13 protein-coding genes are annotated in these 16,006 nt (G+C 71.6%); 9 read left to right on the top strand and 4 right to left on the bottom strand.

Annotated features, from left to right (window positions below):
- Positions 1 to 11: 11 nt before the first annotated feature.
- A complete protein-coding gene (locus tag ACFY3V_RS19745) occupies positions 12 to 1,466 on the top strand; it encodes a PLP-dependent aminotransferase family protein (RefSeq protein WP_389775091.1) in 1,455 nt (484 codons plus the stop codon).
- 93 nt (positions 1,467 to 1,559) lie between these two features.
- On the opposite strand, the gene ACFY3V_RS19740 is transcribed toward ACFY3V_RS19745, so the two are convergent.
- Positions 1,560 to 2,417: an NAD(P)H-binding protein gene (locus ACFY3V_RS19740; RefSeq protein ID WP_389775088.1), complete on the bottom strand. Its 858-nt coding sequence runs from the start codon at positions 2,415 to 2,417 to the stop codon at positions 1,560 to 1,562.
- Between the two features lie 115 nt (positions 2,418 to 2,532).
- On the opposite strand from ACFY3V_RS19740, the gene ACFY3V_RS19735 reads away from it, so the two are divergent.
- The 5 genes from ACFY3V_RS19735 to ACFY3V_RS19715 all read left to right on the top strand — a co-directional run bounded on the left by ACFY3V_RS19735 (position 2,533) and on the right by ACFY3V_RS19715 (position 7,101).
- On the top strand, positions 2,533 to 2,949 hold the full coding sequence (locus ACFY3V_RS19735; RefSeq protein WP_389775085.1) for a winged helix-turn-helix transcriptional regulator: 417 nt from the start codon (positions 2,533 to 2,535) through the stop codon (positions 2,947 to 2,949).
- 147 nt (positions 2,950 to 3,096) lie between these two features.
- The gene (locus ACFY3V_RS19730) at positions 3,097 to 3,525 is read left to right on the top strand and encodes a nitroreductase family deazaflavin-dependent oxidoreductase (protein ID WP_350947270.1); all 429 of its coding nucleotides are present in this window, start codon (positions 3,097 to 3,099) and stop codon (positions 3,523 to 3,525) included.
- Between the two features lie 270 nt (positions 3,526 to 3,795).
- On the top strand, positions 3,796 to 5,199 hold the full coding sequence (locus tag ACFY3V_RS19725) for a helix-turn-helix domain-containing protein (RefSeq protein WP_389775080.1): 1,404 nt from the start codon (positions 3,796 to 3,798) through the stop codon (positions 5,197 to 5,199).
- A gap of 497 nt (positions 5,200 to 5,696) precedes the next feature.
- On the top strand, positions 5,697 to 6,401 hold the full coding sequence (locus ACFY3V_RS19720) for a hypothetical protein (RefSeq protein ID WP_389775077.1): 705 nt from the start codon (positions 5,697 to 5,699) through the stop codon (positions 6,399 to 6,401).
- A complete protein-coding gene (locus ACFY3V_RS19715) occupies positions 6,283 to 7,101 on the top strand; it encodes a maleylpyruvate isomerase family mycothiol-dependent enzyme (RefSeq protein ID WP_389775290.1) in 819 nt (272 codons plus the stop codon). Before ACFY3V_RS19720 ends, ACFY3V_RS19715 begins: the two co-directional genes overlap by 119 nt.
- A 150-nt stretch (positions 7,102 to 7,251) precedes the next feature.
- Here ACFY3V_RS19715 and ACFY3V_RS19710 read toward each other — a convergent pair whose 3' ends face one another.
- A complete protein-coding gene (locus ACFY3V_RS19710) occupies positions 7,252 to 7,893 on the bottom strand; it encodes a response regulator transcription factor (RefSeq protein ID WP_350947273.1) in 642 nt (213 codons plus the stop codon).
- 173 nt (positions 7,894 to 8,066) lie between these two features.
- Between ACFY3V_RS19710 and ACFY3V_RS19705 the strand changes: the two genes are divergently transcribed.
- From ACFY3V_RS19705 to ACFY3V_RS19695, 3 genes are all read left to right on the top strand, one after another.
- Positions 8,067 to 9,086, top strand: coding sequence for a FecCD family ABC transporter permease (locus tag ACFY3V_RS19705; RefSeq protein ID WP_389775073.1), 1,020 nt, complete (start codon positions 8,067 to 8,069; stop codon positions 9,084 to 9,086).
- Complete coding sequence (locus ACFY3V_RS19700; protein ID WP_389775070.1) at positions 9,083 to 10,111, top strand: FecCD family ABC transporter permease; 1,029 nt, start codon at positions 9,083 to 9,085, stop codon at positions 10,109 to 10,111. Before ACFY3V_RS19705 ends, ACFY3V_RS19700 begins: the two co-directional genes overlap by 4 nt.
- A gap of 149 nt (positions 10,112 to 10,260) precedes the next feature.
- Positions 10,261 to 13,929 (top strand): amino acid adenylation domain-containing protein, encoded by a 3,669-nt coding sequence (locus ACFY3V_RS19695; protein ID WP_389775067.1) that lies wholly within the window; start codon positions 10,261 to 10,263, stop codon positions 13,927 to 13,929.
- A gap of 124 nt (positions 13,930 to 14,053) precedes the next feature.
- Here ACFY3V_RS19695 and ACFY3V_RS19690 read toward each other — a convergent pair whose 3' ends face one another.
- Positions 14,054 to 14,482 carry a hypothetical protein gene (locus ACFY3V_RS19690; protein ID WP_362901441.1) on the bottom strand — a complete coding sequence of 143 codons (429 nt, stop codon included), beginning with the start codon at positions 14,480 to 14,482 and terminating at the stop codon, positions 14,054 to 14,056.
- Between the two features lie 181 nt (positions 14,483 to 14,663).
- Positions 14,664 to 15,953 carry an enterobactin transporter EntS gene (entS, locus tag ACFY3V_RS19685; RefSeq protein ID WP_389775063.1) on the bottom strand — a complete coding sequence of 430 codons (1,290 nt, stop codon included), beginning with the start codon at positions 15,951 to 15,953 and terminating at the stop codon, positions 14,664 to 14,666.
- Between the last annotated feature and the right edge of the window lie 53 nt (positions 15,954 to 16,006).

Here is a 16,006-nt window from a genome sequence, read left to right as displayed (position 1 = left end):
GGTCCGCTTTCATGTCGATCGAGTGGACCGGTTCGGGGCCCGAACTCCTGTTGCGTATCGACAGGAACCGGCCGGAACCACTGCGTGTGCAGCTCGAACGCGCGCTGCGCGAGAGCATCCGCGCCGGTCGGCTGGCAGCAGGGGAGCGGCTCCCCTCCTCACGCGTCCTGGCCCGCGACCTCGGCGTCTCCCGAGGCCTGGTGACCGAGTGCTACGCGCAGCTACAGGCCGAGGGCTACCTCGTCACACGTGGCGGCTCGGCCACCCGCGTGGCGGCCGAGGCCCGCCCGCCGGTGGCCGAGCCACAGCCCGTGCCCGCCGTGCCGTCCTCCCTCTCCTTGCCGCCCGAGTCCACCGCGTTCACCGGGCCCGTTCGGATCGACTTCCGGCCCGGTGTGCCCGACCTGTCGAGCTTCCCCCGCGAGCGGTGGAGCCGGGCCCTGCGGCGCGCCTGCCGCGATGCGCCCGGTGACCTGCTCGGTTACGGCGATCCTTACGGTGACCCGGTGCTGCGCGATGTGCTCGCCGCCTACCTGCGGCGGGTCCGCGCCGCGGCCGCCGACCCGTCCCACACCGTCGTGTGCGCGGGGTACGCGCAGGGACTGCAACTCGTTCTGCGGGTGTTGGCGGGGGAGGGGGTGCGCGTCGTGGCCGTGGAGGATCCCGGTGACCCCGACTGCCGCGCCGTCGCCACGGCGCTGGGTTTCGACCTCGTCGCGGTGCCCGTCGACGAGCGCGGTATCGACGTCGGCACGCTCGCGACCTCCGGTGCGCGCGCCGTGCTCCTCACCCCCGCACATCAGTCGCCCACCGGTGTCGTACTGGCTCCCGACCGGAGACAGGCGCTGATCGCCTGGGCCGTCGCCCGCGACGCGACGATCGTCGAGGACGACTACGACGCCGAGTTCCGCTACGACCGCGAACCGGTCGGTGCCCTGCAGGGACTCGCCCCCGACCGGGTGGCGCTCATCGGTTCGGTGAGCAAGTCGCTCGCCCCGGCTCTGCGTCTCGGATGGATCCTCTGCCCGCCTCGCCTGTCCGCCGACGTCGCGGACCAGAAGCGGTTCGCCGACCGGGGCTCGCCGGCCTTCGACCAGCTCGCGCTCGCCGATCTGTTGAGCTCAGGTCAATACGACCGCCACCTGCGCCATATGCGGCCACGTTACGCCGCCCGGCGCGCGGCCCTCGTCGAGGCGCTGGGTCGGCACGCGCCCGAGGTCGAACTGCGCGGGCTGGCCGCCGGTTTCCACGCGGTCGCCCAGTTGCCGCCGGGCGCGGACGAGCGTGCCGTGGTCGAGGCCGCCCGCCGCCGGTCCGTTGGGTTGTACGGGATGAGTGGTTATCTCCTCGGCCCCCCGGAAGGGCGGCCGTCTCCCGCGCGGCTCGTCCTCGGATTCGGCAACCTGACCTCGGACGCCGTCTCCGACGGCATCGCCACCGTCGCGGACCTGCTGCGGGGCTGTTGAGCCTCCGGAAGGCCCCGATGGCTCAACGGTGCCGGTGCCGTCTTCTCGCAGGACCCACCGCCCACGTCGGAACGGCGGCTTCGTCGCGAGGGCTCACGCCTCCTTGAGGATGGCGGCCACCGACTCGCGCAGCGGTGTGGTGGGGCGGCCGATGAGGGCGCTGAGCTCGCCCGGGGTGGGGGAGAGGGCTCCGCGGACGATGTCGAGGTCGATGTCGGCGTACATGGTCGCCGCCGGCTCGGGCAGGCCCGCGTCGATCAGCGCCTGGCGGTAGTCGGCGTGCGGCAGGTCCTGGTAGACGACCGGCCTGCCGGTGGCCGCCGACACCTCGGCGGCCAGTTCGGGCAGGCTCCACGCGGTGTCGCCGGAGAGTTCGTAGATCTTGTCGCCGTCCTCCTCGCGGGTGAGCACGGCGACGGCCGCGGCCGCGAAGTCAGCTCGGGCCGCGCTGGCGACGCGGCCCTCACCGGCGGCGCCGAAGATCACACCGTGCTCGACGCCCTGAAGGACGGACGCCGCGTAGACCTCGGTGTAGAAGCCGTTGCGCAGGAAGGTGAACGGGATCCCGGAGGCGCGGATGTGTTCCTCGGTGCCTCGGTGGTCGGCGGCCAGTGCGAGGGGCGTGGTGTCGGCGTGCAGCACGCTGGTGTAGACGATGCGGGCGACCTCGGCCGCTCTGGCGGCGTCCACCACGGCGCGGTGTTGTCCGAGTCGTCGTCCGACGGCGTCGCCGGAGATGAACAGGACCGTGTCGCCGGGCGCGAAGACTCCCTTGAGCGTCTCCGGCCGCTCGTAGTCGGCCTCCTTGATCTTGACGCCGCGCGCGGCCAGATCGGCCGCCTTGCCGGGATTCCGCACGGCGGCCACGACATGGTCGGCGGGCACGCTCTCCAGCAGTCCGTCCACCACCAGGCGGCCGAGCCGGCCGGTGGCACCGGTGACAACGATCATTTCACTTCTCCTCGCTCGAAGGGTTCGCCGCCAGGTTAGTACTAACTAATAGATAGCGCCAACTAAAAGTTAGTACTCTCTTTGGGGTGGTGTGGCGAGAAAGTAGGGTGGAAGGATGGACGACCGGGTCGCGATCCCGCAGGACGAGTTCAGTCAGCTCACCTTCGACGTCTTCATGCGCGGATGCGTCTCGCGCGAGACGATGGAGCACATCACCGGCCGCTGGGGCATCCTGGTCATGGTCGCGCTCCACGAGGGGACCTATCGCTTCAACGCCCTGCGCCGCCGGGTCGACGGAGTGAGCGAGAAGATGCTCGCCCAGACCCTGCAGGCACTGGAGCGCGACGGCCTGGTCCACCGCGAGGCCGAGCCGACCATCCCCCCGAAGGTCGAGTACAGTCTCACGCCGCTCGGCGCCCAGGCGGCCGCACGCCTGCTCGACCTCATCGAGTGGCTGGAGGGTGAGATGCCCGCGGTGATGGAGGCCCGTGCGCGTCACGACCAGGCCAGAGGCGATCACCGGACGACGTAGGCGGGCCACCCGTCGCGTCGTACGCGTCGGTCCGGCGGCCGGCGACCCTCATCGCGGAACGAGGCGGCGAGGAGGGCGAGGCCGGATCGGTGCGCGGCCGGAAGCGTGGATCAAGAAATGTCGCCGAGGGTCGATAGCGTGTCCGGCATGAGCGACAAGATCATTGATTCCCCCACCGACTGGGTCTCCGCGCACCTTCGCACCTATGTCGAGTCGAACGGCGCGGAGGGGCACCTCTACTACGGCAGGCCCACCCTGCTGCTCACCACCGTCGGGCGCAGGTCTGGGCTGAAGCGGCGCACCCCGCTCATCTACGGTCGCGACGGCGACGCCTACGTGGTCGTCGCCTCCAACGGCGGGGCCGACGAGCACCCGCTGTGGTACCACAACGTGGTGGCTCTGCCGCAGGTCGAGGTGCAGGTGCAGGCCGAGGTGTTCACCGCCGTCGCGCGGACCGCGACCGCGCGGGAGAAGGCCGCCCTGTGGGAGCAGATGGTGGGAATCCACGGCGAGTACGCCGACTACCGGCGCAAGACGGCTCGCGACATCCCGGTGGTGATTCTCACCCGTGCCTGAGGCTTGATCCGGTGTGCGCACCGCCGGGCGGCCTCGTCGGGGTGGTTGTCACGTGGAGTGCGCGGTGTGCGATCTCGACCGAGCCGGCACCGGGGCGAGCGGGCGTGCCGCTCGCCCCGGTGACACTCGCTGCGAAACCTGTGCGAAACGGTCAGTTGCTACGGCTCCGCTAGCCAGGAAGAGCAGTACGATCTACTGTAATTGACAGTAAACCGTGCGTAAGGAGTGGGGCGTGGATCTTATCGTGCCGCCGACGGAACGGCTCTGGTGATGGCCGGTCAAGCAACCATCGGTGACCGCATCCGCGGATTGCGGTTGAGCAGGCACATGTCCCAGGCGCAGTTGGCCGGGCCAGACCTGTCTGACAGTTATGTTTCGCTCATCGAGTCAGGAAAACGGACCCCCACACCGGTCGTCACGCGCCTGCTCGCCGACCGGCTCGGCTGCGGCATGGAGTTCCTCCTCCACGGGATCGAGCCGCACCAGCGCGTCGACACCGGGCTCGCCCTGCGTCAGGCCGAACTCGAACTGTGTCACGGGGACCCGGCCGCCGCGGCCGAGCTCTTCGCCGACACGGCCAAGGCGGCGAGTGACGACAGCGCCGTGCTCGCGGCGCAGGCGCGTTTCGGTCATGCTCGCGCGCTGGAGGCCCAGGGGGACACGGCGGGGGCGGTCGAGGTCTACGAGCGGCTTCGCCACGAGGCCGTGACGCATCCCGAGCGTCTCGCCGTCCTTCCCGTCGCCGTGGCGCTCTGCCGCTGCTACCACCGTGCCGGTGACACGATGCGTGCCCGGGATCTCGGGCTGGAGGCCCTGGCCCAGGCCGAGCGGTTCGGGCTCGACCGGGGCGAGCTCGCCCTCGACCTCGCCGCGGTGCTCGCCGAGACCGAGATCGACTTCGCGTACGTCGAGCGCGTGCTGGCGATCTCCCCGCTGCCCGACGCCGTTGACCGCGACTCGGAGGTTCTCAGCCTGTGGCGGGCCAGTACGGCCGCGGCGGAGGAGGAGGACTCGTCGCTCGCCGCGCGGCTCGCGGCGGAGGCCGTCGCCGCGGGCCGGCCCGCGCGGATGGCCATCCGCCACGTCCAGAGCGCGATGCGCTGGGCATGGATCGCCGCCGTGCGTCCCGAGGACGCCGACCTCGACCGGGCGGGTGAGTTCGCCGCCTCGGCGGTCGAGATTCTCTCGCGCCTGTCGGCCGGGACGATCGAGCACGCCCGTGGCCTGGTCGTGCTCTCCCGCGTGCGGCTGCGCTCCGGGGACGTGGAGGCCGCCACCGGTCTGGCCGAGCAGGCTCTCGGCCTGCTCGCCGACGTGCGGGGGACGGTGCCGGCGATGGCACACGTGGTTTTGGCCGAACTGGCTCTGGCACGCTCCAAAAACGGGGGCCCGGCACTGGTGAAGGCGCAGGAGCTGCTCACCGATCCGGGCGCCTCCGGGGCGCCCGTCGTCGACCGGGAGTCGGCCAGGCTCTGGCGTGAGATCGGTGACCTCTGGGGCCGGGCCGGGGCGGCCGAGGAGCAGATGAACGCCTATCGCAGGGCGCTCGAAACGGTGGGGATCGGTCCACGCACGGAAGCACCGTCCGGTTCGAAGTGGCGTGAGGTGGCGATCCCGGCGAGTCCGGCGATCCCCGCGCACCTCGGGGTGTCGCACGAGTCGAGAGCCGGGTGACGTTTTCGCCCTGACGCATTGACGCCGTGCCCCTCCGGCCTCTTTGGGGTGGGCGCGCGTCGATGACGCATGGGCGGGTGCGCCTCGTTCGCCGGGATTTCCGGCGCGTTCGCGAAATGGGGTGTGAGGGCTTTGTCATGCCCTGGGCGGCGGGCTCGAAGGTGAACCGCGGGGCGATGCGTAACGCCGTGCGGAAAAAGTGGTAATAAAAGGCGGGTCGGCCTTTCGTCCCTTTTGTAGTGGATGAATGGGTAGAGGGTGGATCGGCGAATGGCGGATCCGTAAAAATCGGCGACGCTGAATTGTCAATGCAGCTCAGGGAGGTGGCGAGACGTGTCGAGGGCTCAGGTCCTCGGAGTTGGATAGGTGAATGAGGCTTCTCGGTAATTGCGGATAAACTCTCTCCGTGTTACAGCCCCGAAATTCGGCCTTCCTGGAATGTTGCACATATCGTTATTGTGTGGCGGTCGGTCTGATGGTGGGGCGAGAGGGGCGTAATGGCTGATGTGCTCGTGGTTCCGGTGCGTCTGGCGGCGCTCTATTCGAAGGACGAGGTCGGAGTCGTCGAGCCGGTGGATTTCACCCGGTTGCCGTATGTCGATCTCATGACGAAACGGGACGTCCGGCCGGGAACCCCGTACATCAGCGAGGAGATCCTCCCGGACCCCTTCGAGAGGCAGGACTTCCTGCTCGGGCCGGGAGTGCACCTGCACTGGTCGCTTCCGGACGCGCTGACCCGGCTCGTCCAGGAGGACGGGAAGACGCGGGTGCCCGCCGTGCCGAACCGGTGGCTGGTGACGCGCCGCAGGGACGAGGTGTTGGAACGTTCCTGGGTGGTCGAGAGCGACTACCTGGCCGCACCGGGCGACGCGAACGCGGCCGGGATCGCGTTCCCCATGACCGACGGCGGCGTGTTCGTCGGCGCGAGCGCGACCGAGGCGCTCGCCGCCCACCTCGGTACGGTGCTCGACGGGGTCGCCCCCGACGAGGCCGAGAACCTACTCGAAGCCCTCGGCGCGAAAACCTGTGGCCAGGTGTCGTGCCGAGACGGTTCACTGTCACGGCATGACGATCTTCGGTCCCGTGATCGACACCCGGCCTCTGTTCCCACGCGAACGTCGCGCGCTGCTCGACCTGCTCGGATCACTGGATCCGCAGGACTGGGAGCGGCCGACGGTCTGCCCGGGGTGGAATGTCCATGACGTCGTCGGACACGTTCTCAACGACTACCTGCGTCGGCTCTCGGGTGGTCGGGACGGGTACCGCGGCGCCGTTTTCGCCGACGATGAGACGTTGCCCACCTACCTGGCACGTGTCAACGAGGAGTTCGTCCGGGCGTTTCGTCAATGCAGCCCGCAGGTGATGATCGAGCTGCTGGCCCACCTGGGCCCCGAGCTCGACGCCCTGTGGTCGGTCCGCGACCTGGACGCCCCCGCCGATCTGAACGTGTCCTGGGCCGCCACCGATCTGACCAGTCCCGCCTGGCTCGACATCGCCCGCGAATACACGGAGTTCTGGGTCCACCAGCAGCAGATACGCGATGCCGTCTCCCGCCCGGGCGCCGACGACCCGGATCTGCTGGGCCCCGTCATCGACACGTTCCTGCGCGCGCTGCCCCACACCCTGCGGGCCGAGACCCGTCCCGAGGGCACGGTCATGCGATTCGACGTCACCGGCTCGGCGGGCGGTGTCTGGTTTGTCGCACGACAGGCCGGTCGATGGCAGATGGCTCCTGGCGACACGGTGGACGAACCCGTCGCGCACGTCACGATGGATCAGGATGTGCTCTGGCGTCTCGCCGGCCGGGGAATCACCGTCGAGGAGGCGCGACGACGCTCGGGCACACGCGGCGACCTCGGCCTCACCTCGGCCGCCACCACTCTCCTCGCGGTCGTCCGGTAACCCGCACGGCGGGTCCTTCGTCACCGAGACACCCGAACGGCGTGGCACCCGGCCGGGGTGGAGCGTCCCGCGCGACCGGAGTGGTGGCGACGACCGAAGCGGTGACGATCCGCCCGAGGCCGGTGACCTCGGCGTCGGGCGGAGATCCTGTCAATCCTGCCGGCGGGACTTCAGCCGCGCCGACAAGGCCGCCGCCTGAGTGCGGCGCTCCATGCTGAGCTTGGACAGCATGTTGGAGACGTAGTTCTTGACGGTCTTCTCGGCGAGGTGCATCCGCTCGCCGATCTGCCGGTTGGTCAGGCCCTCGCCGATGAGTTCCAGGATGTGCCGCTCCTGGTCCGTCAGCGCCTCCAGGGGGTCCTTGCGGGCGGCCTGCTCACGCAGCCGCGCCAGCATGGCCGAGGTCGTCTGCGGGTCGAGCAGCGACTGGCCGCCCGCCACCGTACGCACGGCGCCCACCAGATCCGAGCCGTGGATCTGCTTGAGCACGTAGCCGGACGCGCCCGCCATCACCGCGTTGAACAGGGCGTCGTCGTCGGCGAAGGAGGTGAGCATCAGACAGGCCAGATCCGGGACCCTGGAGCGGACCTCCCGGCACACGTCCACCCCGTTGCCGTCGGGCAGGCGTACGTCCAGGACGGCGACGTCGGGCCGCAGCGCCGGAATGCGGGCCACCGCCGACTCGGCGGTCCCCGCCTCGCCGATCACCTCGATGTCGCCCTCGGACTCCAGCAGCGCGGCCACGCCCCGCCGTACCACTTCGTGATCGTCGACCAGGAACACGCGAATCATGCCTCGGATGGTAGTCCTCTCACGACCTCGCCTGTAGGGACCTAGGTCCTCAGCGGATCCTCAGCGGGTCCTCAGCGCCGCCGCCGTACGATCTCGCGGGTCACCGGCCGGGCTCCCCGGGGAGCGGGATCTTTCCCTCGCCACCCGAGTTAGGTTAGGCTAACTTTAATCGCGTGCCTCATCCCGTAAAGAGCGCGTACCTCGCCAAAAGGCTCGCCGGTCTGTTCCTGCTGGGCGGCCTGCTGCTGCTCGCCGTGCTGGCCGGAATCGTGATCGGCGCCAAGCACATCCCGCCAGGCCAGGCATTGGCCGGAGTGTTCTCCCCGGACGGCTCGGAGAACGCGCTGATCATCCAGGAGTTGCGGCTGCCGCGCACCCTGCTCGGGGTCGCCGTCGGGGCGGCGCTCGGACTGGCGGGCGCGCTCATGCAGGCGCTGACCCGCAACCCGCTGGCCGAGCCGGGACTGCTCGGTGTCAACGGCGGCGCCGCGGTGGCGGTCGTGACGGTGATCGGCCTCTTCCGGGTGGACGACGTCCTCGTCTACGTGTGGGCGGCGTTCCTCGGAGCCGCCGGAGCCGCGCTGCTCGTCTACCTGATCGGGGCGCGCGGCCGTTCCGGCGCCACACCCGCGCGGCTCGTCCTCGCGGGCGCCGGGATCAACGCGGTGTTCAGCTCGCTGACGGCGGGGATGATGCTGCTCAGCCCGCGCAGCTTCAACGGCTTCCGCTTCTGGCAGGTGGGCTCGCTGTCCGGGCGTGACCTCGCCCTCTTCGTGCGGATCGGCCCGTTCCTGCTGGCGGGAACGGTGCTGGCGCTTCTCCTGGCGCGCCCGCTCAACGCCCTCGCCCTGGGGGAGGACGCCGGGCGCGCGCTGGGTGCCAGGCCGGGCAGGACCCGCGCGCTGGGGGCGCTCGCGATCGTGGTGCTGTGCGGTGCCGCCACGGCGGCGGTGGGCCCGATCGCGTTCGTCGGGCTGGCGGTGCCCTTCATGGTCAGGGCGCTGGTCGGCCCCGACCAGCGCTGGGTGCTGCCGTACTCGCTGCTGCTGGCGCCGGTGCTGATGCTCGCCGCCGACGTCCTGGGGCGCGTGGTCGCTGCGCCCGGCGAACTGGAGACGGGCCTCGTCACCGCGTTCCTCGGCGCTCCCCTCCTGGCACTGATGGTCCGTCGCGGAAGGGTTCCGCAGCTGTGAGCACGAATCGTGTCCTGCGCGTCGGGACGATGTCCCTGCGATGGGAGCCGCGCGTCGTCATGGTGTGTGCCGCGCTGGTGGCCCTCGCGCTGGGGACGGCGGTGGCGGTGGTCGGCAGCGGTGACTTTCCCGTCTCCGCCGCCGAGGTGGTGGGGGCGCTGACCGGTCGGGGGGAGCGGGCCACGGAGTTCATCGTGCTCACGTTGCGCCTGCCCAGGGCGCTCACCGGCCTGCTCGCCGGCGCGGCGCTCGGCCTGAGCGGGGCCGTCTTCCAGAGCATCACGCGCAACCCGCTGGGCAGCCCGGACATCATCGGGTTCACGACGGGGTCGGCGACCGGCGCGCTGCTGCAGATCCTGGTCATCGGTGGCGGCGCCGTCGCCGTCGCGGCCGGCTCCGTTCTCGGCGCGGTGCTGACCGCGCTCGCCGTCTACCTGGTCGCCTACCGGGGCGGGGTGCACGGTTACCGGCTGGTCCTGGTCGGGGTCGCCGCGGCCGCGATGCTCGAGGCGTTCAACGCCTATCTCGTCACCCGCGCCGAGTTGCGCGAGGCGTACGAGGCGGCGTTCTGGCTCACCGGCAGCCTGAACGGCAGGGGGTGGCAGCACGCGTGGCCACTCGCCCTGGCGATGGCCGTCCTCGTACCGGCCGCGCTGGCCTTCGGGGGCCGGCTGCGCATGGGCGAGCTCGGGGACGACGCGGCCCAGGCGCTCGGCGTGCCCGTCCAGCGGACGCGGGCCGCGCTCGTGGTGATCGGGGTGGGGCTGGTGGCGGTGGCGACCGCGGCGGTGGGGCCGGTCCCGTTCGTCGCGCTCGCCGCGCCGCAACTGGCGCGCGGACTCACCCGCAAGCCCGGTACGCAGCTCGTACCGGCCGCGCTGATGGGCGCGACGCTGCTCGTGCTCAGCGACCTGGTGACGTTGCACCTGCCGGTCGCGGTGCCGGTCGGCGTGGTCACCGGGGTCCTCGGCGGCGTCTATCTGGTCTGGCTGCTCTCGACCGAGGGAGTGCGAGGACGGGCGTGAGCGGCCGGGTGTTTCGAGGTGACGGCGTGCTGAGGGCCGTGGCGCTCGGAGAGGCCGCGCGTCCTGGATCCGCGAGTCGTGATGAGACGCGCGTTGACGGCCGAACGCCTCTAAATTAGGTTAGCCTTACCTGACTTAAGGGGAGCTTCGTGCTGACCAGGGAAGAACTGCGCCGTTCGCTGACGGACCTGCTCGGAGAGCGGGTGGAGGCACACGACAATCTCATCGAGCTGGGCATGGACTCGATCCAGCTGATGGGACTGACCGGCCGCCTGCGCCGCCTCGGAGTCGAGGTCGGCTTCGCCGAACTCGCGCGGCGGCCCACGCTGGCCGAGTGGTGGGAACTGCTCGCCGAGCGCGGCGCCATCGCGCCGCACCCGCTTCCGTCCCCGAACTCCGCTTCCGAGTCTGTTTCCGGGTCCGCTCCCGGGACCAAGGCCGGTTCCGCTTCGGATTCCGGGATCGAGTCCGGCTACGGCTCCAGGTTCGGCTCCGGTGCCGCCCTCGACGGCGTTCCCGCCCCTGCCGCGGAACGGGAGGACGCGGAACCTGACGGGCCGTTCCCTCTCGCGCTCATGCAGCACGCCTACTGGATCGGCCGGGACTCCGGCCAGTCGCTCGGCTCCGTCGCCGCGCACCTCTACGTGGAACTCGACGGCCGCGAGATCGACCCCGCCCGGTTGGAGGCGGCCGTCGTGGCACTCGCCGAGCGGCATCCGATGCTAAGGGTCGCGATCTCCGACGAGGGAACCCAGCGCATCCTGCCGGAGCGGCCGGGCCCCGCCGTCACGGTGCACGACCTGCGCGCCGTGCCGGATCCCGCAGAAAAGCTGGAACGGCTGCGCGCCGAGATGTCCACCCAGCGGCTCCCCATCGAGACGGGCCGGGTCTTCGACGTGCGGCTGAGCCTGCTGCCTTCCGGCGCGACGCGGCTGCATCTGGACGTCGACATGGTCGCCGCCGACGCGATGAGCTACCGCACGCTGCTGGCCGACCTCGCGGCGCTGTACGAGGGCGAGAACCTGCCGCCGATCGGCTACGGCTACGCGCGCTACCTCGCCGCCGACCCGCGCGCCGAGGCACGCGACCGCGACCGGCGCTGGTGGGGTGAGCGGCTCGGCGAGATGTCCGGGCCACCCGAGCTGCCGGTCGTGCCGCAACCGGGCGACCGCGTCGTCCGCAAGCACCACTGGCTGCCTCCCGAGGACAGGCGGCGGCTCATCGCCCGCGCCCACCGCGAGGGCGTCACCCCCGCGATGGCGCTCGCCGCCGTCTTCGCCGAGGTGATGGGCGCCTGGTCGGCGACCCCGCGCTTCCTGCTGAACCTGCCGCTGTTCCACCGCGAGCCGATCCACCCCGACGTGGACGCCGTGGTCGGAGACTTCACCGGCTCCATCCTGCTTGAGGCCGACCTGTCGAGGGAACTGCCGTTCACCGAGCGCGCCCGCGAGGTTCAGACGCTGATGCACACGGCCGGTGAGCACAGCGACTACTCCGGCCTGGAGGTGCTGCGGGACCTGTCGAGGTCGCGGGGCGAGCAGGTGCTCGCGCCGATCGTCTACACCAGCGCGCTCAACCTCGGCGAGCTGTTCGGCGACCGGGCGCGGCGCAGCTTCGGAGAGCCGGGGTGGATCATCTCGCAGGGGCCGCAGGTGCTCCTGGACGCCCAGGTCACCGAGGTCTCCGGCGGACTGCTGCTGAACTGGGACGTACGCGACCCCGCCTTCCCCGAAGGCGTCGCCGACGCGATGTTCGCCGCCTACACGGGGGCGATCACCCGCCTGGGCGCGCCGGACGCCGACTGGAGCGAGCCGCTGCGCATCGGAGCCTCGCCGCACCAGGTGCGCCTGCGGCACGAGCTCAACGCCCAGCCGCCGCCGCCCGCGCGGACGCTGCACGAGGAGTTCTTCGCGCGGGCGCGCCGCACCCCCGGCCTCCCCGCGCTGCACTGGGGCGGCGATGGCACGGGCGGCACTCGTGGCGCCGACGACGTCGGTGGCGATGGCGGCACGCTCACGTACGGCGAGCTGGCCGACCGTGCCCTGCGCGTCGCCGCCCATCTCGTGGAGCGAGGGGTGCGGCCGGGTGACCGGGTCTCGGTCGAGCTGCCCAAGGGGCCGGACCAGGCCGTGGCGGTGCTCGGCGTGCTGGCGGCCGGGGCCGCGTACGTGCCCGTCGGAACGGGGCAGCCCGCCGTCCGGCGGGAGAGGATCCTCAGGACGGCCGGGGTCGTGGTCTCGCTCACCTCGGCCGTGACGCACCCCGCGCCGCTGGACGGGCCGGTGCCCGTCCCGCCCGACCAGGTCGGCTACGTGCTGTTCACCTCCGGCTCCACCGGGGAGCCCAAGGGCGTCGAGGTCTCGCACCGGGCCGCGATGAACACGATCGGCGATCTGGTCGAGCGGTTCTCGGTCGGCGAGGCGGACGTGTCGCTCGCCGTGTCGGCCCTCGACTTCGACCTGTCGGTGTTCGACCTGTTCGCTCTGTGGTCGGCCGGCGGCGCCGTGGCGATCCCGCTGGAGGACGACCGTCGCGACGCCACTCGCTGGGCCGATCTGGTCGAGCGGTGGTCGGTGACCGTGCTGAACTGCGTGCCGTCGGTGCTGGAGATGCTGCTGCGCACCGGCCCCGCGCCCAGCCTGCGGCTGGTGCTGCTCGGCGGCGACCGGGTCGGCACGCACCTGCCCGCGCTGCTGCGGGAACGCTCGCCGGGGGCACGGTTCGTCGCGCTCGGCGGTACGACGGAGACCGCCATCCACTCGACCGTGATCGAGGTCGACGGCGAGGTGCCCGCGGACTGGACATCGGTCCCGTACGGCGTCCCGTTGCGTGGGGTGGCCTGCCGGGTCGTCGACGAGGCCGGGCGTGACCGCCCCGACTGGGCGCAGGGCGAGCTGTGGATCGGCGGCGCGGGGGTCGCGGACGGCTACAGCGGCGACGCCGAGCGCACCGCCGACCGGTTCGTCGTCCACGAGGGCATCCGCTGGTACCGGACCGGGGACATGGCCCGCTACCGGCCCGACGGCACGCTGGAGTTCCTGGGACGGCGCGACCACCAGGTGAAGGTGCGCGGGTTCCGGATCGAACTCGGCGAGGTCGAGACCGCGTTGGAGAGCCACCCCCGGGTGCGCCGCGCCGTCGCGTTCCTCGCCGACTCGCGCCTGGCCGCCGCGGTCGTGCTCGCCGGGGAGGCGGACCAGGAGGCGGAGCCGCGGAGGACGGGGCAGGAGAAGGCAAGGACGGAGGAGACGGGGCGGGAAGGGGCGGGCCTGGAGAAGACCGGGCAGGGAAAGGCGGGGCCCGAGGAGAGCGCGACACGGGAACTGCTCGCCCACGTGCGAAAACTGCTGCCCCCGCACATGGTTCCCGACCTCCTGGTGCCCCTGGCGGCGCTCCCGCTCACCGCGAACAACAAGGTGGACCGCAAGGCGCTCGCCGCCCTCGTCGCAGCGGCGGCATGGGAGACTGGCACGCCCTACACGGCGCCGGGCACGGCGCTGGAACGGGTGCTCGCCCGGGTCGTCGGCGAGGTGCTCGGCGTGCCGAGGGTCGGCGCGCACGACGACATCTTCGCGCTCGGCGGTGACTCGGTGCTGGCCACCACCGTCATCGCACGACTGCGCGAGGCACTCGACGCCTCCTCGCTCCCGCTGCGGGCGCTGTTCACCGAGCGGACCGTGTCGCGCGTCGCCCGCCGGTTCGTCGAGATGGAGGAGGTCCCCGGCAGGCTGGAGGCGGTCGCCGAGATCTGGCTCATGGTCGAGGACATGTCCGAGGACGAGCTCACCGAGCGCCTGGGTGTGAGGGAGTCCGGCTGACGGTCCGCGCCCCCAGGCGAGATATGACCGCCTGGGGGCGCGGTAACCGGTGCCGGTCGCCCGGGACCGCGCCTCCGGTGCGACCATCCCCTCCGCTCGCGAGCGGAGGGGATGGTCGTCGCGGTCAGCGGACGGGGGAAAGCCTCAGCACCGCCTTGTTCCGGGAGAGCGAGACCACCCGTACGCCGATGCCGTTGACCGACCCCGTCGAACGGAGGCCGAGCACCGCCTGCGAGGTGACACCGGGACCGGTGGCCCGCACCCGCACGAAATCCCGGCCGAAGGAGACGGACAGCCGGGTGACGCCGAATCGAGGGCTGACCCGGAACCGCACCGCCTTCGAGATGGTGAGCTTGCACCTTCCGTCGTAACACGCTCGAAGGTTCGGACCGGTGGCCCTCCCTCGCGCGACGGCGCCCGTCGCCGGGGCGGCGGCCGAAACCGGTGCGAGGGCGACCGTTGGCGTTTCCGCCGGGGTCAGGCCGGACTGCGCCGGTGCGGTGCCGCCGGTCAGGGCGACGAGCAGCAGGAGGGCGGCGGTCGTCTGAGCCATGTTCTTCCTCTCGTCGTTCCTGCGGTTTCCCCCAGAGGCCGGGCCGTGGTTCGTCGGGCGGGCGTCACCGGCGGTCCTGCGTCGGCACGGGACATGGGGGGTTTGCTGTCGCTTCTCACGATCTGGCAAGAGCGGTCGTTTTTCCAGTCGTTTCTTCGCGGTGCCTTTGCCTGGACGGTTCTCACCCCGGCCGGCGCGGCTCGGCGTCCCCGGACCGGGCCTTTCCCGGTTCGGTGTCCTGCGGGTCGGTCTTCAGGGTCGCGCCGCGCAGGCCGGTGAGCGTGAGGGCGAGGCCGAGGGCGAGGGCGGCGCTGGCCGCGCCGTACACGACGATCGCGGTGCCGGGTGCGAGGTAGCGGCCGAGGACGCCCGCGCCGAGCGCGCCGACGGCCTCGCCGCCGGTCTCCTGGGCGGCCCACAGGGCGTTCACCCGTCCGAGGTAACCGTCGGGGGTGTGCGCCTGGATGAGGCCGTAGCGGAGGATCTCCTCGACGGACGCGACGAGGCCGTACCCGAAGAGGATCGCGACGGCGAGCGCCGGGTGGGTCGCGAGCCCGAGGCAGGCGAGCAGCGCGAAGCCGCAGACCGAGGCGACGAGCAGCGCCTTGCCCGGCGCACGTGACCGTCCGGCCCAGCCACTGGTGACCGAGCCGAGCACCGCGCCGCAGGCGGGCGCGGCGTAGAGCAGGCCGATCGTGGCCGGGCCGCCGCCCAGCCGCAGGGTGGCGAACGCGGGCATGAGCACCGGGATACCGCCCGCCACCATGAACAGCAGGCCGAGCAGCATGAGCGAGCCGACCACGCGGTGCGAGGCCACGAACCGCAGCCCCGAGCCGATCGCTCTGAGCGGGTTCTCCGTGACCTCGACGGCCGGTCTGAGCGCGGGCAACCTCGTCAGCAGGCCGAGGGTGGCGAGCGTTCCCACGGCCGCTGCCGCGTAGTTCCACCCGACGCCGAACGCCGACACGGTCAGGCCGCCGAGCGCGGGGGAGAGCATCGAACCGAGCCGTACGGTCAGCGCGTTGAGCGCGCCCGCCGCGACCAGCTTGTCGGGAGGAACGAGGGCGGGGGTCGCGGCGAGCAGCGCGGTCACGCTGACGCCGGTCGCGAGCCCGTCCCAGGCGGCGAGCACGTAGATCGCCGCGAGCGAGGGGGAGGGCAGGAAGGCGTTCAGCGTCAGCAGCGCGAAGCCGATACCGGCGGCGGTGCGCGCGAGGAGCATCAACCGGCGCCGGTCGTGCCGGTCGGCGAGCACGCCGCCCCACAGGAATCCCGCGAGCAGCGCGAAGCCCTCGGCCGAGGAGACCGCGCCGACGTGCACGGTCGATCCGGTCATCGCGTAGACCTGCACGGGTACCCCGACCATCAGCATGCCGATCCCGAAGACCGACACGGTGCGCGCCACGAACACGTCGCGGAAGGCTCTGCTGGTCCGGAGCGGGCTGATGTCCATGGCCAGACGGCGCAGCATCTTCGGGGTTCTCCTCACCGAACACAGTGGATAAGGTGAGGCTAACCTTAGTT

The sequence above is a fragment of the Streptosporangium sp. NPDC000095 genome (assembly GCF_042899335.1).
In the GTDB taxonomy this organism is placed as follows: Bacteria; Actinomycetota; Actinomycetes; order Streptosporangiales; family Streptosporangiaceae; genus Streptosporangium.
This window is presented reverse-complemented; position numbering and strand designations above follow the sequence as displayed.